This is a genomic window from Streptomyces sp. NPDC037100, from assembly GCF_055606225.1.
On sequence record NZ_JBVJSX010000005.1, the window covers coordinates 626,072 to 643,826 of the forward strand.

The window sequence follows — 17,755 nt, forward strand, 5'->3', positions numbered from 1 at the left end:
ATGCGGTTCCATGATCGCCGGCAGGCGGGCGGCGAACTGGCCGAAACGCTGCGCACCCGGCGGCGCGCGGGAGACCTGCCCGACCCCCTCGTCCTCGCCCTGCCCCGGGGCGGGGTCGCCGTGGCACACGAGGTGGCCGTCGCGCTGGACGCCCCGCTCGACGTGCTCGTCGTACGGAAGATCGGGGCGCCCCATCAGGAGGAGCTCGGCGTCGGTGCGATGGCCGGGGACGAGGTGCCGCTCCTCGACGAGGACGCATTGCGCTACCTCGGTATCGGCGAGGCCGCCCTCGCCCCCGTCATCGAGCGGGAGCGCGCCGAACTGCGGCGCCGCGAACGGCTGTACCGGCAGGGCCGGCCGGCCCCGGACCTGCGCGGACGGACCGTGATCGTCGTCGACGACGGCCTGGCCACCGGTTCCACGGCCCGTGCCGCGCTGCGCTTCGTACGCCGTCAGGCTCCCGCGCGGGTGCTGCTGGCCGCGCCCGTCTGCTCCCCTGAGGGCGCCGAGTCGATGCGTGCCGAGGCCGACGAGGTGATCTGCCTGCACTGCCCGGCCGCGTTCATGGCCGTGGGTCTGTGGTACGAGAACTTCGACCAGCTGACGGACGAGGACGTGATGGAAGCGCTGCACGTGCAGCTTTGACCCGTTGTTCACCTGGCAGGGGTGGCGGGAACCAGCCACACCGGACAACGATGTCCCCTCCCCACACCTGCATCAGGAGTAACAAGTGAACGTCTCGCCGTCCGTGTGGCTGCTGACCGCGGCCGCCCTGTGCGTGCTCGTCGCCGTCGACTTCTTCGTCGGCCGAAAGCCGCACGACGTGTCCATCAAGGAAGCCGGGACGTGGACGGTGGTGTGGGTCGTCCTGGCCGTGCTGTTCGGCGCGGGGCTGTGGTTCGCCGGTGGGAGCGGGCCCACGGGCGAGTTCTTCGCCGGGTACATCACCGAGAAGTCGCTCAGCGTCGACAACCTCTTCGTGTTCGTCCTGATCATGGGCAAGTTCGCGGTGCCCACGCAGTACCAGCAGCGGGTGCTGATGATCGGCGTCCTGGTGGCCCTGGTGCTGCGGGCGGTGTTCATCGCGGCCGGGGCGGCGATCATCTCCGCCTTCTCCTGGGTCTTCTACCTCTTCGGCGCGTTCCTGATCTGGACCGCCTGGAAGCTGGTCCAGGACGCCCGCAAGCAGGACCACGACGAGGAGTACCAGGAGAACAAGCTGCTGAAGATGGCGGAGCAGCGCTTCGGCGTGGCCGACCGCTATCACGGCACGAAGCTGTTCATCACCGAGAACGGCAAGCGGATCATGACCCCGATGCTGGTCGTGATGCTCGCGATCGGCTCCACCGACGTGCTGTTCGCCCTGGACTCCATCCCGGCCATCTACGGCCTGACGCAGGACCCGTACATCGTGTTCACCGCGAACGCCTTCGCCCTGATGGGCCTGCGCCAGCTGTACTTCCTCATCGGCGGCCTGCTGAAGAGGCTGGTCCACCTCTCCTACGGCCTGTCGATCATCCTCGGCTTCATCGGCGTGAAGCTGGTGCTGCACGCGCTGCACGAGTCGGGTGTCCACGTTCCCGAGATCGGCATCCCGTTCTCGCTGGGCTTCATCGTGCTGGTCCTGGCGGTCACGACGTTCACGAGCCTGCGCGCGTCGAAGCAGCAGGCCGAGGCGTCCGGGGAGCCTGCCGCGGAGTCCCGCTAGGCGGCGGGGGAGGGGCTGCCGTCAGACAACCCCGTCCGCACGCAGCGCCTCCACCTCCTCATCGGTGCGGCCCAGTTCGGCCAGGATCGCCTCGGTGTGCTCGCCCACCGCCGGCACGGGGTCCATGCGCGCGGGCAGGCCCGCGAGGTCGGCGGGCGGCAGCAGGGCCTCCACGGTGGCGCCCGGCACCTCGACCTCGCTCCAGCGGCCGCGAGCGGCCAGCACGGGGTGGTCCAGGAAGGCGGCGACGTCGTTGACCCCGGCGCAGGCGATGCCGATGCGTTCCAGGTCCTTGAGGATCTCGTCGGAGCCGGAGCGGGCGAAACGCTCGGCGACGACGGCGTTGAGCTCCTCGCGGTGGGCGACACGGTCCGAGCCGGTGGCGAACCGCGGATCGTCGGTCAGCTCCGGACGGCCGAGGAACTCGGCGCACAGCGCCACCCATTCCCGCTCGTTCTGGATGGAGAACAGCACGTCCTTGCCGTCGGCGGCGGTGTACGTCCCGTACGGCGCGATGGTGGCGTGCTGGGCGCCCAGGCGCGGGGGCTGGGTGCCGCCGTGCCGGGTGTAGTAGGCGGGCTGGCCCATCCACTCCGCGAGCGCCTCGAACAGCGACACCTCCACGGGGTGGGCCTCGCCGGTGGTGGCGCGGGTGTACAGGGCCGTGAGGACGCCGCTGTAGGCGTACATCCCGGCGGCGATGTCGGCGACGGAGATCCCGGTCCGGGCGGTGCCCTCGGGGGTTCCGGTCAGCGACACCAGCCCGGTCTGGCACTGCACGAGCAGGTCGTAGGCCTTGCGGTCGGCCCAGGGGCCGCTCGTGCCGTAGCCGGAGATCGTGCAGGGGATCAGGCCGGGCCGGCGGCTGGTGACGGTGGCGGCGTCCAGACCGAGCCGGGCGGCGGCGCCCGGGGCGAGGTTCTGCACGAAGACGTCGGCGCCGTCGAGGAGGTCGTGCAGGATCTCGTGACCGCGGGGGTCCTTCAGGTCGAGGGTGAGGGACTCTTTGGAACGGTTGAGCCAGACGAAGTAGCTGGAGTGCCCGTGCACGGTCGTGTCGTACCGGCGGGCGAAGTCGCCGCCGCCTGGCCGTTCCACCTTGATCACCCGGGCCCCGAGGTCGGCGAGCTGCCGGGTGGCGTAGGGCGCGGCCACGGCCTGCTCCAGACTGACCACCGTGACCCCGGCCAGGGGGTACCGCTGCACGCTCATGCCTCAAGCTCCCGAATCGTGTATGGAGGGCGCTCGGACAGTCTGCCGCAGGAGGAGAGCCGGAGGGCGGGCCGCCGACGCGATCCGGATCACGCCGACGGACGGTTTCGGAGGGGGCAGTGTCGCTGACGTGCGGCTTTCACGTCCGGCTTTCCCGCCGCGTGCGGCGGGCCGTGGCCGGTTGCGGCGGATACGGCGGGGCGTATGACGCTCATGGCCGGGCGCGGCGGATACGGCGGGCTCTGCGAGGTCATGGCCGGTTGCGGTGGATACGGAGGGGCGTATGACGCTCATGGCCGACTACGGCGGACACGGCGGGGCCTGCGACGCTCATGGCCGGGCCAGTCGGCGCATCGTGAGGGCGAGTTGCAGGCGGAGCCGTCCCTGCGGCGTGCGTACCGGCCAGCCGAGGAGGTGCTCGGCGTGGGTCAGGCGTTCCTGGAGCGTGGAGTGGTGGACGTTGATCTCGGCGGCGGCCGCCCGCAGGCTCGACGTGGACGCGACCGCGTGCAGAGTGGCGGGCAGCCAGGGGGCGGTCGCGGCGGCGGTCTCCAGGGCACGGACGTCTTCCGGCGGCTCGGAACCCGGCGCGACGAGGTCGGCGAGAAGGGCGATACCGCCCAGCTCGTCGGCGTGGACGACCGAGGGCCCGGGGTCCTGTGGGGTGTCCTCGGCGGTGAACCGCAGGGCGGTGCGGGCCCCGGCCCAGGAGCGGGGCAGCTCGAGCACGGGCACGGCGGGCCCGACACCGAGGCGCCCGGCGGGGAGGCGGGGCTCCGGGGGAGCGGGGTGGAGGTCGGCGGGGGTGGGGTGGAGACCGGCGGGGGACGCGGTCGAGCGGGTCCCGGGACGCGGAGCGGTCGGCACCGGGATGGCGGGTCGAGCTGCGGGAGGGAGTTCACCTGCGCCGTCGCCGGGACCGGGGGCGGTCCGTACGGCTGCCGGGCTCGTGAGGCCGGTCCCGGGCCGGGCGGTGCCTTCCGCGGCCGGATGACCTGCCTGCGGGACGGACCCCGCATCGGCGGGTATCACCCGGGGCCGCCCGTTCAGCGGGGCGAGAGCCCGGGCGTGGGCGGCGAGGTCCAGACCGAGGCGGCGGGCGGCGAGCAGCCGGGCCTGTTCGGGGGCCGTGGCGTCGAGGAGGGTCTCGACCAGCGCCGGATCGTCGGCCGGTGCCCGGCCGCGCGTGCGGTCGAGGACGAGCCGGACGGCACCGGCGGCCCGTTCCAGGATCACGGCGTCGACGACGCTGGGGGCGACCGCCACATGCTGCGCGTCGGCGTTCTCGGGCACGGCCCGGGCGTATCCCGCTTCGAGCCCTTTCGCCGCGGCCCCCCGGGGCCGGGCATCGCCCGCTCCACGCTCCAGCCACAGCACCGCCGCGCTGTCGGGGCTCAGTCGCGCGCAGGGCCAGGCCGGGTCCGGTGGGGCCTCCCCGTCACGGCGGGTGCCGTCGGCCTCCACCCTCACCTGCACACGCCGCTCCGGATCCACCAGCCGCGCCGGGCAGCCGGCCAGCACCGCGGCGCCGCGCACGAGCGCCTCCACCCCCGCCCTGGATTCGGCCAGGCGGTCGAAGTAGGCGATGACCCGGACCGCCGCACCGGCATCCGGGTCGAGGGCGGTCAGCCGCCCGGCCAGCTCTTTCATAGGCCCATGGTGCGGTATGCGGCCGCATTTTCGGTCGGTCGGAGTGCGAGGGCTTCGCCGGACCCGCCGCGCCCGGCGCTGCTCACCCCTGGCAGTCCGAGGCCGTCTTGCGGTCGGTCGACGTCCGAGAGCTTCGCTGGTCCCGCTGCCCCCGCCCCTCACACCCCCTGCAACCTCCGCATGCGGCCGCTCGTGCGGGCAGTCGCGTGCGTGGCTTCACCGGACCCGCCGCCCTCGCCCCCTCACACCCCCAGCAACCTCCGCAGCCAGGCGAGCTGGGCTCCTCGCGCCGCCTGCGACACCGCCGCCTGAGGTGCGAATCCGTCGAAGCCGTGGAAGCCGCCCGGCCACACGTGCAGCTCGGCCACGCCGCCGGCCTGCCAGATGCGCGAGGCATAGGCGACGACCTCGTCGCGGAAGGTCTCCGCCGAGCCCACGTCGAGGAAGGCGGGAGGCAGCCCCGTCAGGTCCTCGGCGCGGGCCGGCGCCGCGTACGCCGGCACGTCGGGGCCGCCGCGGCGCGAGCCGAGCAGCGCGCTCCAGCCGGTCTCGTTGGCGGTGCGGTCCCACACCCCGAGGCCCGCCATCTGATGCGTCGAGGGCGTGTCGTTGCGGTCGTCGAGCATCGGGCACATCAGCACCTGTCCGATCGGCTGAGGTCCCTTGCGGTCCCGGGTGAGCAGGGCCAGGGCCGCGCTCAGCCCGCCGCCGGCGCTCGCGCCCGCGATGACGATCCGCTCGGGGTCCGCGCCGAGTTCGGCGGCGTGGTCCGCCGTCCACAGCAGCCCGGCGTAGACGTCCTCGACCGGCGCGGGGTGCGGATGCTCCGGCGCCAGCCGGTACTCCACGGACACCACGACCGCGTCCAGCACCTGCGCCCACGCCAGCGGGACGTCGACGCCGACCCGGTTGTTCCCGAGGACCATGCCGCCGCCGTGCACGTGGTAGATCACGGGGCGCGGCCCGGCGGTCCCCGGCGCCGCCGGGCGGCAGATCAGCAGGGAGATGTCCGGCTCCCCCTGCGGCCCCGGCACCTGCCGGTCCTCCACATCGAACGCCCCGCCCGACGTCAGGTCCAGCTCGGCCAGCAGCTGGATGCCCGGCCCCTGGCGCACCTCGGCGATCTCGTCGGCGGTCAGCCCTGGGCTGATCACGTCCTTGATCAGCTCCAGGGCGGCGGCGAGTTCGGGGTCGAACGGGGGCGGAACGTGGGTCATGGCGTCTCCTCACGCGAGGTCGCGGCGGCTCGTGCAGCCATGGTCGGGCCGGTGGCCCCGCCCGGGGACGCCGCCGGGCGGCGGAAACTGCCCGCCGTACGGCGGGTGGTGCCACGGGGACGGGCGAGGGGGCCTGGCCGGCCTCCGGGCGAGCGCGGCAGCGACTTCGGGTGCCTGCCGCCGGGCTCGGCGCTCAGGGTAGCGGCCTGCCGAACCCGCGCGGCCGGGAGCGAGCGGCGCCACCAACGGCTCGGTATCTCGCGGGGCTCAGCACCTCACCTGGGCTGAACCGCCTTACAGGACTCTCAGCCACCGCGCAGGGCACGAACACCGGCCTCACGGACTCAGCGACCTCACGGGACTCAGGCCCTCGCGACCACGTCGCCGGGCTCAGCCACCCCTTGGCGGATCAGCCACCTCATGGGACTCAGCAGCCTCGCGGGAACAGCCAGTCCGTCGTGACTGACCGGTCAGTCCGCCGCGGGCTCCGTCGAGCACGGGACTCAGCAGCCTCGCGGGCCCAGCCAGTCCGTCGTGACTGACCGGTCAGTACGCCGCGGACTCCGTGAGCACGGGACTCAGCGGCCTCGCGGAGCCCAGCGGCCTCGCGGAGCCCAGCGGCCTCGCGGAGCCCAGCCGCCTCGCGGGGCCCGCCGCCCGTCCCGGCTATACCCTTTCCTATTACTAAAGGTGATTCATGCGTTTTGGTGGTCATCCGGCAGGGATGAGAATGCGGTGACGAGGGAGCAGACGCCCGGGCTGCCTGGCGCGCACAGCGCGGAGCAGGTCGACGGGCTGCCGTTCCACCCACGCGCTCTCGCCACCGCGCACCGGGTGGCCGGGGCCGCGGCCCTGGCGGCCGGTCTGCTGGGTCTGGTGAGCCTCGTCGGATGGATCACGGGGGCGGATGCTCTGAAGGGAGTGCTCCCCGGCATCGCGGTGGCCGTGAAGGCCAACACGGCCGTGGCTCTCGTGGCGCTGGGCCTTTCCCTGTACTTGGTCGTACGAGGCGGGGCCCGCCCGGGGACGCTCGCTGTCTCCCGCGTGGCGGCTGTCCTGGCCGCCCTGCTCGGCGCGCTCACCCTCGCGGAGTATGCGACCGGGGCGGCTCTGGGGATCGACGAGCTCCTCTTCGCGGACGACACCGTCTACGAGGGAACGGGGCCGCCGGGCCGGATGGCGCCGAACACGACTGCGGCGCTGATGGCCGCGGGGGCGGGTTCCCTGTGCGCCGGCGTGCCCCGGGTTCCCGCCTGGGTGAGTCAGATCCTGGGACTGGCCGTCGGCGCCCTCGGTGTGCTGAGGCTGTACGGGGCCGCCTATGCGGTGCACGAACTGGAGCAGTTCGGCCCCTACTCGGGCATGGCCCTGCACACCGCGGCGGCGCTGGTGCTGTTGGGGACGGCGCTCTTCCTGGCCCGTCCGGGAGAGGGCTGCGCGGGGCTGCTGCTGAATGCGGGGACGACGGGCGCGCTGGGACGATGGCTGTTCGTCACCGTCCTGATCGTGCCGCCGCTGCTGGGCCTGGCCACGCTGGCGGGTGAGGACGAGGGGGTGTTCGGGTCGAGGCTGGGCACCGCGCTGCTCGTCTGCGGCCACGTGGCCGTGTTCACGGCGGTGATCTTCGCGACCCTGGCCGTGGGCCGTCGTGTCGAGGTGGCACACGGCCGACTCGAGTGGCAGGTCCGCCAGAACGCACTGCTGCAGGCCTTCATGGACCACACGCCCGCGGTGGTGTTCATCAAGGATCTGGACGGCCGCTTCCTGGCCGTCAACACGACGTTCGAGCAGAGCTTGAACCTGCGCCGGGAGCAGGTCCTCGGCCGACGGGACGACGACGTCATGCCGTCCGACCTCGCGCGCCAGGCGCGAGCCGCCGACCTCGCGATGCTGGCGGAAGGCAGGCCCGTGCAACGAGAGGAACAACTCGCCCTGCCGGGCGGTCCGCGGGAGGTCCTGTCCACCCTGTTCCCGCTCAAGGACGCCTCCGGCACGCCGTACGCCCTGTGCGGTGTGGTCACCGACATCACCGAGCAGGTCGCGGCGCAGCGCGAGGTCCAACGGTCGCACCGGCGGTTCCTCGCGCTACTGGAGTCCGCTCCCGACGCCACCCTGATCACGGACGGCGGCGGCACCGTCCTCATGGCCAACCCACAGGTGCAACGGTTGTTCGGACGCGTGCCGGGCGACCTCGTCGGCACCGACGTGATCGGCCTGGTGCCCGCCTCCCGGCGCCGGCGGCACGGCGCCCTCCTGCACGCGTACTTCCGCCTGCGGGATCCGAAGCCGACGGTCCTGGACTCGGACCTGTTCGGGCTGCGCGGCGACGGCTCCGAGTTCCCCGTCGAGGTGAGCGTCAGCAGCCTGCGGTCCGAGCAGGAGACCCTGGTGGTCCTGACCGTCCGGGACATCACCGAGCGCAGACGGCTGGAGGCCGAACGCGCCGAGCGGTACGAGCAGCAGCGGCGTATCGCCTACACCCTGCAGCACAGCCTCATGGGGGAGCCGCCCCGTCTGGCGCACCTGCCGTGCGCCTACCGGTACCTGGCGTCCGTCCAGGACCCCGGGGTGGGTGGCGACTGGTTCGACGTCATCCCCCTCGACGAGCGCCGCACGGGCGTCCTCATCGGCGATGTCATGGGACGGGGGCTGGAGGCCGCGGCCGTCATGGGGCAGCTGCGCGCCGCCTCCCATGCCCTGGCCCGCACGGGTGCCACGCCCAGCGGGCTGATGAACGCCCTCGACACGTTCGTCGGCGACCTGGCGGACCAGCTGGTCACCTGCGTCTACCTGGTCCTGGACCAGGGCAGGCACGAGGTCACCCTGTGCTCGGCCGGACACCTGCCCGTCATCGCTCTGCCGCCCGACGGGCCGGCCTGCCGGCTGACCTCACCGGTCGGCGTGCCGCTGGGCGTCAACGACGCGGGACACGGGCTGCCCTTCGAGGAGGCGACCAGGCCGCTGCCGCCGGGCAGCGCCCTCGTGCTCTACACCGACGGGCTGGTCGAAAGACCCGGCACCGACATCGAGGCGCAGGTCGACGTCCTCACCCGCGCCGTCGACATCGCGCTGAAGGGCGCTCCCGTGGACGACCCCGGCACCCTCGACCAGGCGGCGGGCCGCCTGATCACGACCCTCATCGCGGACACGGACACCTCTGACGACGATGTGACGCTGCTCCTGCTCGGTGTGCCCGGCCCGGCAGCGAAGCCGCCCCGCTCCTGAGCGGGCGTCACCGGTTCGCGGCCCTCGGCGGCACGACCGCGCCTCTGTCACGGTCCGGGCACGCCTCGCACATACTTCTGGCCACGCAACCGAAGTGGCCGAAAAATGTGTCTCCGAGCGTGGCCGGCCGCTGGGGAGCGGCCGCCTTGAGGGGGGGCTGGAAATGAACACATGGGCGGTGCCCGGATACACCGAGTCGCTCGAACTCGGCGCAGGGGCCAGCGGCCGGGTCGTCCTCGCCGTGCACGAGGAGACCGGTGTGCCGGTCGCCGTGAAGTACCTCAGCGAGTCGCTGCGCACCCGGCCCGGGTTCGTGCGCGACTTCCGGGCGGAGGCACGGCTGCTCGGCGGGCTGGAGAGCCCTCATGTCGCCGGGCTCTACGAGTACGTGGAGAGCCCGGACGGTGCCGCCATCGTGATGGAGCTGGTCGACGGCGTTGCGTTGCGCACGCTGCTCAGGCGGGAGGGCCCGCTCGCTCCGGAGGCCGCGCTCGTCGTCCTCAAGGGGTCGCTGCTCGGTCTCGCCGACGCGCACCACCTCGGTGTCGTCCACCGCGACTACAAGCCGGAGAACGTCCTGGTCGTGCCGGACGGGTCCTCCAAGCTCGTCGACTTCGGCATCGCCGTGGACGCGGGCACCAGCGCCGGTGTGGCGGGAACCCCCTCCTACATGGCCCCCGAGCAGTGGACCGGCGCACCCGCCTCGCCCGCCTCCGACGTCTACGCGGCCACGGCCACCTTCTTCGAGTGCCTGACCGGGCGCAAGCCGTACGACGGTGACAACCTCGCGGAGCTCGCGCTGCGGCACCTCGACGCGCCCGTCCCCGCCGAGGAGGTCCCCGCCGCGGTGCGGGAGCTGGTCCGGCGCGGTCTGGCCAAGGACCCGGCGGAACGCCCCGCACAGGCCGAGGCGTTCGTCACCGAACTGGAGGCGGTCGCCGGCGCCGCCTACGGCACCGACTGGGAGGAACGCGGCCGGGGAAGGCTCGCCGCGCTGGTGGCCCTGCTGCCCCTGCTCCTTCCCTCGGCCCGCACGGCCCCCCGGAGCACCACGGACACCGCTCGCACGGTGCTGAGCCGGACGCCGGGCCCCGGCCGGGCCCAGCCGTGGCTGCCCGGCCGCCCCGGACTGCTCGTGTCCGCCGCTGCCGTACTGCTCGGTGCCCTCCTGACGTACGGGCTGCCGTACGCCCCCGGGAGCGCGGCGCAGAGGGCGGCGCAGGCTCTGGCCACCACCAGCGCGGGGTCTGGTGCCGGCCCGGCTGCGTCCGCCGCCCCGACCGCCTCCTCCCCGTTCGCCTCCTCCCCGTCCGCCACTCCCACGGCCTCGGCCACCGGGTCGCCGTCCCTCACCGTGTCGGCCTCGGCTCCGGCGACCACCGGCGCCGCCACTCCCACGGCCTCGGCCGCCCCGCCCGGCGGTGAGGAGACAACCGCTCCCGCCGCGACGACCACCGCACCCCCCACCGCGGCGACGCCGACGACCACGGCCCCGCCCACCGGTCCCGCCGTCAAGGACGTCACCGTGACGGGCTTCCGGCAGACAGGCCCCACGACCGCCACGGCGACCCTCGGCATCACCACGGACGGCACCGGCCCGGTCTCCATCACCGTCTCCTGGTTCGCGGGCGACACGGCGGGACAGCCGGGCACGGCCGACGGCGCGTCCCAGACCTTCGAGCGCAGCGGCGCCACCCAGTACACGCTCGGCGTCGACCACACCTTCCTCAACCTCGGCTGCTACTGGACGGTGCAGGTCACCACGACCCCGGCCGCCGCCGACGGCGGCGCCTCGCAGCAACTCCTGACCAGGCGGTGCGACCTGCGATGACCGCACACGACGACGACCGCACGATCGAGCCGACCGACGACGAACGGACAGGGGTGCCGGGTTCCGCCGGTGAACAGACCGCGGTGCTCGGCAGTGCCGGTGAAGAGACCGCGGTGCTCGGCCGGGCCGGTGAAGAGACCGCGGTGCTCGGCCGCGCTGCCGAACAGACCGCGGTGCTCGGCAGTGCCGGTGAACAGACCGCGGTGCTCGGCAGTGCCGGTGAACAGACCGCGGTGCTCGGCAGTGCCGCCGAAGAGACCGCGGTGCTCGGCCGCGCCGGTGAACAGACCGCCGTGCTCGGCCGCGCCGCCGAAGAGACCGCCGTGCTCGGCAGCGTCGGCGAACGGCCCGAGGCGCCGACGTGTCCCGCTCCCGCCGACCGGACCCGGATGCTCGGAGTCGACGCGGAGTACAGCGCCACCGTCCTCGCCAGCCACTGGATCCAGCGGCCCGGAGCCGACGAGACCCTCGCAGAGCAGGCGGCGACGGAGAAGGCGCCTGCCCGGCCGACGTCCCCCGACCGGGTCGAAGGAACCGTGCTGCGTTTTGGCCCGGGTGTGACCGCCGCCGTTCAGCACCGCACCCACCGGACACTCCCCGCCGTCCCGCCGCCTCCGGCGCCCCGGGAGCGACGACTGCGCAGGCACGCCCTGCCCGCGCTGGTGGTGCTCTGCGTCCTCGCGTTCCTCGCCTGGCAGCGCCTCGGGCCGCCCCTGGCGGTGAGCACGGTGACGGTCACGGCCCGGCCGACGTCCCTGGGCTGCGACGGCACCGCGGACCTCGTCGCCCTGGTCACCACCGACGGCCGCCCTGGCACGCTGTCCTACCGCTGGATCCGGAGCGACGGCACCGCCTCGGGCGTGCTGAAGGAAGTGCTGGGCCCGGGACAGCGGAAGGCACGCCTTCACCTGCGCTGGACCTTCCAGGGCACGGGACACCGGGCGGCCCGGGCCGAACTGCGGATCCTCTCCGGGACCCCGCGCACGGTCACCACCGGCTTCACGTACGACTGCCTCTGACCGGTACGCGCCCCGGAGCGGGAGGTCCGAGCTCCTCACGTCAGAGGTCCGGCCCGCCGACGGCCTCGCGCCTCACGGCAGAGGTCCGGCCCGCCGACGGCCTCGCGCCTCACGTCAGAGGTCCGGCCCGCCGACGGCCTCGCGCCTCACGGCAGAGGTCCGGCCCGCCGACGGCCTCGCGCCTCACGGCAGAGGTCCGGCCCCCCGACGGCCTCGCGCCTCACCTCCCGGGTGCCCCCACGCGCAGCCCGTCCATGACGAAATCCAGCAGGCGGGTGGCGCGGGGCTGCCAGTCGGTGCCGGGGGGCAGCGTCCAGAGCCCGCCGATGAGGAGGAAGAGGTCGTCCGCGGTGATCCCCGGGCGGATGGTGCCGGCCTCCTCCGCGGCCCGGAGCAGCAGCTCGGCCGCCTCGGTGACCGGGGCGTGCCCGGGCTTCGCCGGCTGCCCCGGTGCGCTGGTGGCCTGGCGGATCGCGTCGGCCAGGCCCGCCTTGGTCATGGCGAACCGCGCCAGCCGGTCCATCCACTCGCGCAGCGCCCGGTCGGGTTCCCGGCTCTCCAGCAGCGGTGCCGCGGTGTCGGCGACCTGCTGCATCTCGTGCCGGTAGATCTCCAGAACGAGTGCCTCGCGGGTGGGGAAGTGGCGGTAGAAGGTGCCCTGCCCGACGCACGCCTTCTTGGCGATCGCGCTCAGCGGGACGTCCGCCGAACGTGTCAGTTCCTTCAGCGCCACTTCCAGGATGCGCTCGCGGTTGCGCTGCGCGTCCGAGCGCAGGGGGGCGTCCTTCTTCTGCCGCACTCGTACTCCTCGCGGGCCGCGGCCGAAACCTGACCTTGCTAAGCGGACAACTGTCCATTACTTTTCCCGAGTAGCGGACAACTGTCCGCTTGTTCCATCGTATCGGCGGGCCACCCGAGCGGACAGCCCGTGCCGACACCCCGCCCGGGCAGGCCCCGCATCCCGCCCGGGCGCGCACCGGCACCACCACCCGTAGCACCCCGCCCCCTTACCCGGCGATGTGAGAGAGAAGGCTTCCATGCCCCCATCGACGTCCAGCGACCTCACCCTGTCCGTCAACGGCGAGAAGTACGCGCTGACCGTCGACCACCGCACCACCCTGCTCGACGCCCTGCGCGAACGACTCGACATGACGGGCACCAAGAAGGGCTGCGACCAGGGCCAGTGCGGTGCCTGCACGGTCCTGCTCGACGGCCGCCGCAGCCTGGCCTGCCTCCAGCTCGCCGTGGCCGCCGAGGGGCGCGAGGTCACCACCATCGAAGGCGTGGCCGAGGGCGAGCGACTGCACCCTGTGCAGCAGGCGTTCCTCGACCTGGACGGCTTCCAGTGCGGCTACTGCACGCCGGGCCAGATCTGCTCGGCCATCGCCGTGATCGAGGAGCACGCGGCCGGCTGGCCGAGCGCGGTCACCGGCGACCTCCGGCCCGAGGCGGGACCACCGCCGCTGACCCCGGAGGAGATCCGCGAACGCATGAGCGGCAACCTGTGCCGCTGCGGCGCCTACGTGTCGATCGTCCAGGCCGTGGCCCGGGCCGCCGAGGAGACCAAGGGAGCGGCGGCATGAGGGAGTTCGGCTACCAGCGGGCGTACGACGTCTCCGGCGCCGTGGCGCTGCTCGACGGCGACGGGGAGGCCCGATTCCTGGGCGGCGGCACCAACCTCGTCGACCTGATGAAGACCGGCGTCGAACGGCCCGCCCGGCTCGTGGACGTACGCGAACTGCCCCTGAACCGCGTCGAACCGGCCGAGGACGGCGGGCTGCGCATCGGGGCGACCGTCACCAACAGCGACCTGGCCGCCCACCCCGAGGTCCGGCGCCGCTACCCGGCCCTGGCGCAGGCGGTGCTGGCCGGAGCCTCCGGGCAGCTGCGCAACATGGCCACCGTCGGCGGCAACCTGCTCCAGCGCACCCGCTGCGGCTACTTCGCCGACGTCGACTCCCCCTGCAACAAGCGCGACCCCGGCAGCGGCTGCCCCGCGATCGCGGGCGAGCATCACAATCACGCCGTCCTGGGCGCCTCCGACCACTGCGTGGCCACCCACCCCTCCGACATGGGCGTGGCACTGGCCGCCCTCGACGCGAGCGTGTCGTACGAGACGGCCGCCGGAGCAGGCGAGTTGGCGCTCGCCGACTTCTACCTTCCGGTGGGGGAGACCCCGCATCTGGAGACCGCCCTGCCGCCGGGCGCGCTCATCACCGGCGTCACCCTCCCCGCCACCGCCACAGCGGCCAACTCCCGCTATCGCAAGGTGCGCGAGCGGGCCTCGTACGCCTTCGCCATCGGCTCCGTCGCCGCCGCACTCGACGTCCGTGACGGGCGGGTCCACGACGTGCGCCTGGCGTTCGGCGCGGTCGCCTCCCGCCCCTGGCGCGCTCGCACGGCCGAACGCGTCCTGACCGGCGGCCCGGCCGACGCGGAGCACTTCGCCGCCGCCGCGGATGCCGAACTGGCGGCCGCCCGGCCCCTGCCCCACAACGGATACAAGGTGACCCTGATGCGCAACCTCGTCGTGGCCGTGCTGAGCGAACTTGCCGAGGAGACCGCCCGATGACCACCGCCACCCAGGGCAACGCCGGCACCGCGCACACCCGCGTCGAAGGCCGCGACAAGGTCACCGGCGCGGCCCGCTACGCCGGCGAGATCCCCTTCGCGAACCTCGCCCACGGCTGGCTGGTGCTGTCGACCGTGGCCCGCGGCCGCGTCCGCGCCCTGGACACCGACGCCGTGCTCGCGATGCCCGGCGTCCTCACCGTCCTCCACCACGGCAACGCCCCGCGCGTCGACACCGCCTTCACCGGCATGATGGGCGTCGCGCCGGACCCGAGCACCGGCCTCTTCCAGCACGACCGGGTGCCCCACATGGGCTGGCCGGTGGCCCTGGTCGTCGCCGAGACGTCCGAGCAGGCCCGGGAGGCCGCCGGGGCCCTGGTGGTGCACTACGACCGGGAGCCGCACGACGTCGCGTTCTCCGCGCGGCGCGAGTCCGAGGCCTACCCGCTCGACGGGCACATGCCGGCCGTGGTGGAGAAGGGCGACCTGGAGGCCGAACTGGCGGCGTCCGCCGTGGTGGTGGACGCGGAGTACACCACTCCCGAGGAGCACCACAACCCGATGGAGCCGCACGCGGCGGCGGCCCGGTGGGAGAACGGCCGACTGGAGGTCGTCGACTCCGACCAGGGCACCGGCTGGGTCGCCGGCGAGCTGGCGAACCTCTTCTCCCTCGACCCGGCCTCCGTACGGGTCCGCTCCGAGCACGTCGGCGGCGGCTTCGGCAGCAAGGGCACCCGGGCGCACCAGGTGGCCGCCGTGATGGCCGCGACCGTGCTGCAGCGCCCCGTACGGGTCGTCCTGACCCGCCGGCAGATGTTCTCCCTCGCCGGCCACCGCAGCCCCACCGCCCAGCGTGTCAGGCTCGGCGCCGACGCGGACGGGCGGCTGCGCGCCCTGGAGCACCGGTCCCTGAACCAGACCTCGACCGTGTACGACTTCGTCGAGCCGAGCGCCGCGGCGAGCCGCTCGATGTACGCCGCAGACGCCCACCACACCGCCATCCGGCTCGTGAAGCTCGACGTCCCCACCCCGACCTGGATGCGCGCCCCGGGCGAGGCGTCCGGCTCGTTCGCGCTGGAGTCGGCGCTCGACGAGCTTGCCGAGCGATGCGGCGTCGACCCCATCGAACTGCGGGTCCGCAACGAGCCCGCGGTCGGCCCGGTGTCCGGGCTGCCGTTCGGCAGCCGCAACCTGATCGCCTGCTTCCGGGAAGGCGCCCGCAGGTTCGGCTGGGACGGGCGGGACCCGCGGCCCGGCCTGCGCCGGGAGGGACGCTGGCTGCTCGGCACGGGTACCGCGGCGGCCTCCTTCCCCACGATGGCGATGCCGTCCACGGCGGCCGTGACCGCGCAGGCGGACGGGACCTTCACGGTGCGGGTCAACGCCGCGGACATCGGCACCGGCGCGAGGACCGCGCTCACCCTGATCGCCGCGGACGCCCTGGGGGTGCCCGCGGACCGGGTCCGGGTGCGGATCGGGGACAGCGATCTCGGTCCCGCGATGATCGCCGGCGGTTCGGCGGGCACCCGCTCCTGGGGCTGGGCCGTCATGGCAGCCGCCGAGGAACTGCGCGGGAGTCTCGTGCCCGGTGCAGGCATCCCGCCGGAGGGCGTCACCGTACGGTCGGACACGGCCGAGGCCGTCGGCGCCCTCTCCCGGAAGGAACGGCACTCCTTCGGCGCGCAGTTCGCCGAGGTCGCCGTCGACCCCGCCACCGGGGAGATCCGCGTCCGCCGCATGCTGGGCATCTTCGCGGCCGGCCGGATCGTGAACCCGCTCACCGCACGCAACCAGTTCGTCGGCGGGATGACCTGGGGCATCTCCATGGCCCTGCACGAGGAAGCCGTCCGCGACCGGGCGAGCGGCGGCCTCTACGGCGCCGACCTCGCCGGCTATCACGTCGCCGCGCACGCCGACGTGCCGCACATCGAGGCCGACTGGGTCGACGACCCCGACCCGGACGACCCGGTGGGCATCAAGGGCATCGGCGAGGTCGGCATCGTGGGCGCGGCCGCGGCGGTCGCCAACGCGGTGTGGCACGCGACCGGCGTACGCCACCGGAACCTGCCGATCCGGCCGGACCGCGTGCTGGCGGGCGGCGATGCTTGATCTCGCAGGGCCCCTGCACGGGTGGATCGAGGAGGGCCGGGACTTCGCCGTCGCCACGGTGGTCGCCGTCGGCGGCAGCGTCCCGCGCCCTCCCGGCGCCGCACTCGCCGTGCGCGCCGACGGCACGGCCGTCGGCTCGGTCTCCGGGGGCTGCGTGGAAGGGGCGGTGTACGACCTGTGCCTCCAGGCCCTCCAGGACGGCGAGACCGTGGTGGAGCGGTTCGGCTACAGCGACGAGGACGCGTTCGCGGTGGGACTGACCTGCGGCGGGACGATCGACGTCATGATCACGCCGTTCCTGGGCGGCCGTCCGGCCGAGACGGCCGCCCTGGCAGCCGCCGCCCGGGAGGAACCCGTGGCCCTGGCCCGGGTGGCCCGCGGCCCGTCCGGCCTCCTCGGCCGGGCCCTGCTGGTCCGTCCCGACGGCTCGTACGCCGGCGGTCTCGGCGGGGCCCCGGACCTGGACCGCGCGGCGCTCGGCCGGGCCCGCGCCCTGCTCGCCGCCGGGCGCACCGGCACGGTGGAACTCTCCGAGGACGGGTCGCACTGCCCCGGCGGTCTCTCGCTGCTCGTCGAGTCGGCCGCACCTGCGCCCCGCATGATCGTCTTCGGTGCGATCGACTTCGCTGCGGCCCTGACACGGGCGGGAAAGTTCCTCGGCTACCACGTCACCGTGTGCGACGCCCGCCCCGTCTTCGCGACCCGGGCCCGCTTCCCCGAGGCCGACGAGATCGTCGTCGACTGGCCCGACCGTTACCTGCGGCGCACGAAGACCGACGGGCGCACGGTGCTGTGCGTGCTGACCCACGACGCGAAATTCGACATCCCCCTGCTGACGGAGGCGCTGCGGCTGCCTGTCGCCTACGTCGGCGCCATGGGCTCCCGCCGCACGCACGAGGACCGCGAACGGCGGCTGCGGGACGCGGGCGTGAGCGAGCGTGAGCTGGCCCGGCTGCGGTCTCCGATCGGCCTGGACCTGGGGGCTCGTACGCCCGAGGAGACCGCCGTGTCGATCGCGGCCGAGATCATCGCGGTACGGCACGGCGGCACGGGGGAACCGCTCACCGGCTCGGGCCGGCCGATCCACCGCCCTCAGCGCGAGCCGCAGTCCCAGCCGGTCTGAGCGTGAGCCGCAGTCCCAGCCGGTCTGAGCGTGAGCCGCAGTCCCAGCCGGTCTGAGCGTGAGCCGCAGTCCCAGCCGGTCTGAGCGTGA

General features: G+C 73.8%; 13 protein-coding genes. 9 read left to right on the forward strand and 4 right to left on the reverse strand.

Annotated elements, in window-relative coordinates; translation table 11 throughout:
• Together ACZ7EG_RS20210 and ACZ7EG_RS20215 are read left to right on the forward strand one after the other, a co-directional pair.
• Positions 1 to 645, forward strand: a complete 645-nt coding sequence (locus tag ACZ7EG_RS20210; RefSeq protein ID WP_471080281.1) for a phosphoribosyltransferase — start codon at positions 1 to 3, stop codon at positions 643 to 645.
• Positions 646 to 730: 85 nt separating this feature from the next.
• Positions 731 to 1,708, forward strand: a complete 978-nt coding sequence (locus ACZ7EG_RS20215) for a TerC family protein (RefSeq protein WP_471080284.1) — start codon at positions 731 to 733, stop codon at positions 1,706 to 1,708.
• Positions 1,709 to 1,729: 21 nt separating this feature from the next.
• On the opposite strand, the gene ACZ7EG_RS20220 is transcribed toward ACZ7EG_RS20215, so the two are convergent.
• The 3 genes from ACZ7EG_RS20220 to ACZ7EG_RS20230 form a co-directional block, all read right to left on the reverse strand.
• Positions 1,730 to 2,920 (reverse strand): CaiB/BaiF CoA transferase family protein, encoded by a 1,191-nt coding sequence (locus ACZ7EG_RS20220; protein WP_471080287.1) that lies wholly within the window; start codon positions 2,918 to 2,920, stop codon positions 1,730 to 1,732.
• Positions 2,921 to 3,250: 330 nt separating this feature from the next.
• The gene (locus ACZ7EG_RS20225; RefSeq protein WP_471080290.1) at positions 3,251 to 4,570 is read right to left on the reverse strand and encodes a helix-turn-helix domain-containing protein; all 1,320 of its coding nucleotides are present in this window, start codon (positions 4,568 to 4,570) and stop codon (positions 3,251 to 3,253) included.
• 242 nt (positions 4,571 to 4,812) lie between these two features.
• Positions 4,813 to 5,787 carry an alpha/beta hydrolase gene (locus tag ACZ7EG_RS20230; protein WP_471080293.1) on the reverse strand — a complete coding sequence of 325 codons (975 nt, stop codon included), beginning with the start codon at positions 5,785 to 5,787 and terminating at the stop codon, positions 4,813 to 4,815.
• A 735-nt stretch (positions 5,788 to 6,522) separates the two neighbouring features.
• Here ACZ7EG_RS20230 and ACZ7EG_RS20235 point away from each other — a divergent pair.
• The 3 genes from ACZ7EG_RS20235 to ACZ7EG_RS20245 all read left to right on the forward strand — a co-directional run bounded on the left by ACZ7EG_RS20235 (position 6,523) and on the right by ACZ7EG_RS20245 (position 11,862).
• Positions 6,523 to 9,012, forward strand: coding sequence for a SpoIIE family protein phosphatase (locus ACZ7EG_RS20235; RefSeq protein ID WP_471080296.1), 2,490 nt, complete (start codon positions 6,523 to 6,525; stop codon positions 9,010 to 9,012).
• Between the two features lie 163 nt (positions 9,013 to 9,175).
• The gene (locus tag ACZ7EG_RS20240) at positions 9,176 to 10,843 is read left to right on the forward strand and encodes a serine/threonine-protein kinase (protein WP_471080299.1); all 1,668 of its coding nucleotides are present in this window, start codon (positions 9,176 to 9,178) and stop codon (positions 10,841 to 10,843) included.
• On the forward strand, positions 10,840 to 11,862 hold the full coding sequence (locus ACZ7EG_RS20245) for a hypothetical protein (RefSeq protein WP_471080301.1): 1,023 nt from the start codon (positions 10,840 to 10,842) through the stop codon (positions 11,860 to 11,862). Before ACZ7EG_RS20240 ends, ACZ7EG_RS20245 begins: the two co-directional genes overlap by 4 nt.
• A gap of 220 nt (positions 11,863 to 12,082) precedes the next feature.
• Here the strand turns inward: ACZ7EG_RS20245 and ACZ7EG_RS20250 are convergent, their stop codons facing one another.
• Positions 12,083 to 12,661: a TetR/AcrR family transcriptional regulator gene (locus ACZ7EG_RS20250; RefSeq protein ID WP_471080304.1), complete on the reverse strand. Its 579-nt coding sequence runs from the start codon at positions 12,659 to 12,661 to the stop codon at positions 12,083 to 12,085.
• A 238-nt stretch (positions 12,662 to 12,899) separates the two neighbouring features.
• Between ACZ7EG_RS20250 and ACZ7EG_RS20255 the strand changes: the two genes are divergently transcribed.
• From ACZ7EG_RS20255 to ACZ7EG_RS20270, 4 genes are read left to right on the forward strand one after another with little or no spacing between them, the layout of a single operon-like run.
• Positions 12,900 to 13,445 carry a (2Fe-2S)-binding protein gene (locus ACZ7EG_RS20255; RefSeq protein WP_471080307.1) on the forward strand — a complete coding sequence of 182 codons (546 nt, stop codon included), beginning with the start codon at positions 12,900 to 12,902 and terminating at the stop codon, positions 13,443 to 13,445.
• A complete protein-coding gene (locus ACZ7EG_RS20260; protein WP_471080310.1) occupies positions 13,442 to 14,434 on the forward strand; it encodes an FAD binding domain-containing protein in 993 nt (330 codons plus the stop codon). The genes ACZ7EG_RS20255 and ACZ7EG_RS20260 overlap by 4 nt, the downstream gene beginning before the upstream one ends.
• Positions 14,431 to 16,542, forward strand: coding sequence for a xanthine dehydrogenase family protein molybdopterin-binding subunit (locus ACZ7EG_RS20265; RefSeq protein ID WP_471080313.1), 2,112 nt, complete (start codon positions 14,431 to 14,433; stop codon positions 16,540 to 16,542). The genes ACZ7EG_RS20260 and ACZ7EG_RS20265 overlap by 4 nt, the downstream gene beginning before the upstream one ends.
• Positions 16,535 to 17,665 carry an XdhC family protein gene (locus tag ACZ7EG_RS20270; protein WP_471080316.1) on the forward strand — a complete coding sequence of 377 codons (1,131 nt, stop codon included), beginning with the start codon at positions 16,535 to 16,537 and terminating at the stop codon, positions 17,663 to 17,665. Before ACZ7EG_RS20265 ends, ACZ7EG_RS20270 begins: the two co-directional genes overlap by 8 nt.
• Positions 17,666 to 17,755: the final 90 nt, after the last annotated feature.

Bases quoted from the DNA above. Each gene is read 5' to 3' on its own strand.
- ACZ7EG_RS20210 (WP_471080281.1), top strand. From the start codon at position 1: ATGCGGTTCCATGATCGCCGGCAGGCGGGCGGCGAACTGGCCGAAACG.
- ACZ7EG_RS20220 (WP_471080287.1), bottom strand. From the start codon at position 2,920: ATGAGCGTGCAGCGGTACCCCCTGGCCGGGGTCACGGTGGTCAGTCTG.
- ACZ7EG_RS20225 (WP_471080290.1), bottom strand. From the start codon at position 4,570: ATGAAAGAGCTGGCCGGGCGGCTGACCGCCCTCGACCCGGATGCCGGT.
- ACZ7EG_RS20230 (WP_471080293.1), bottom strand. From the start codon at position 5,787: ATGACCCACGTTCCGCCCCCGTTCGACCCCGAACTCGCCGCCGCCCTG.
- ACZ7EG_RS20240 (WP_471080299.1), top strand. From the start codon at position 9,176: ATGAACACATGGGCGGTGCCCGGATACACCGAGTCGCTCGAACTCGGC.
- ACZ7EG_RS20245 (WP_471080301.1), top strand. From the start codon at position 10,840: ATGACCGCACACGACGACGACCGCACGATCGAGCCGACCGACGACGAA.
- ACZ7EG_RS20255 (WP_471080307.1), top strand. From the start codon at position 12,900: ATGCCCCCATCGACGTCCAGCGACCTCACCCTGTCCGTCAACGGCGAG.
- ACZ7EG_RS20260 (WP_471080310.1), top strand. From the start codon at position 13,442: ATGAGGGAGTTCGGCTACCAGCGGGCGTACGACGTCTCCGGCGCCGTG.
- ACZ7EG_RS20265 (WP_471080313.1), top strand. From the start codon at position 14,431: ATGACCACCGCCACCCAGGGCAACGCCGGCACCGCGCACACCCGCGTC.
- ACZ7EG_RS20270 (WP_471080316.1), top strand. From the start codon at position 16,535: ATGCTTGATCTCGCAGGGCCCCTGCACGGGTGGATCGAGGAGGGCCGG.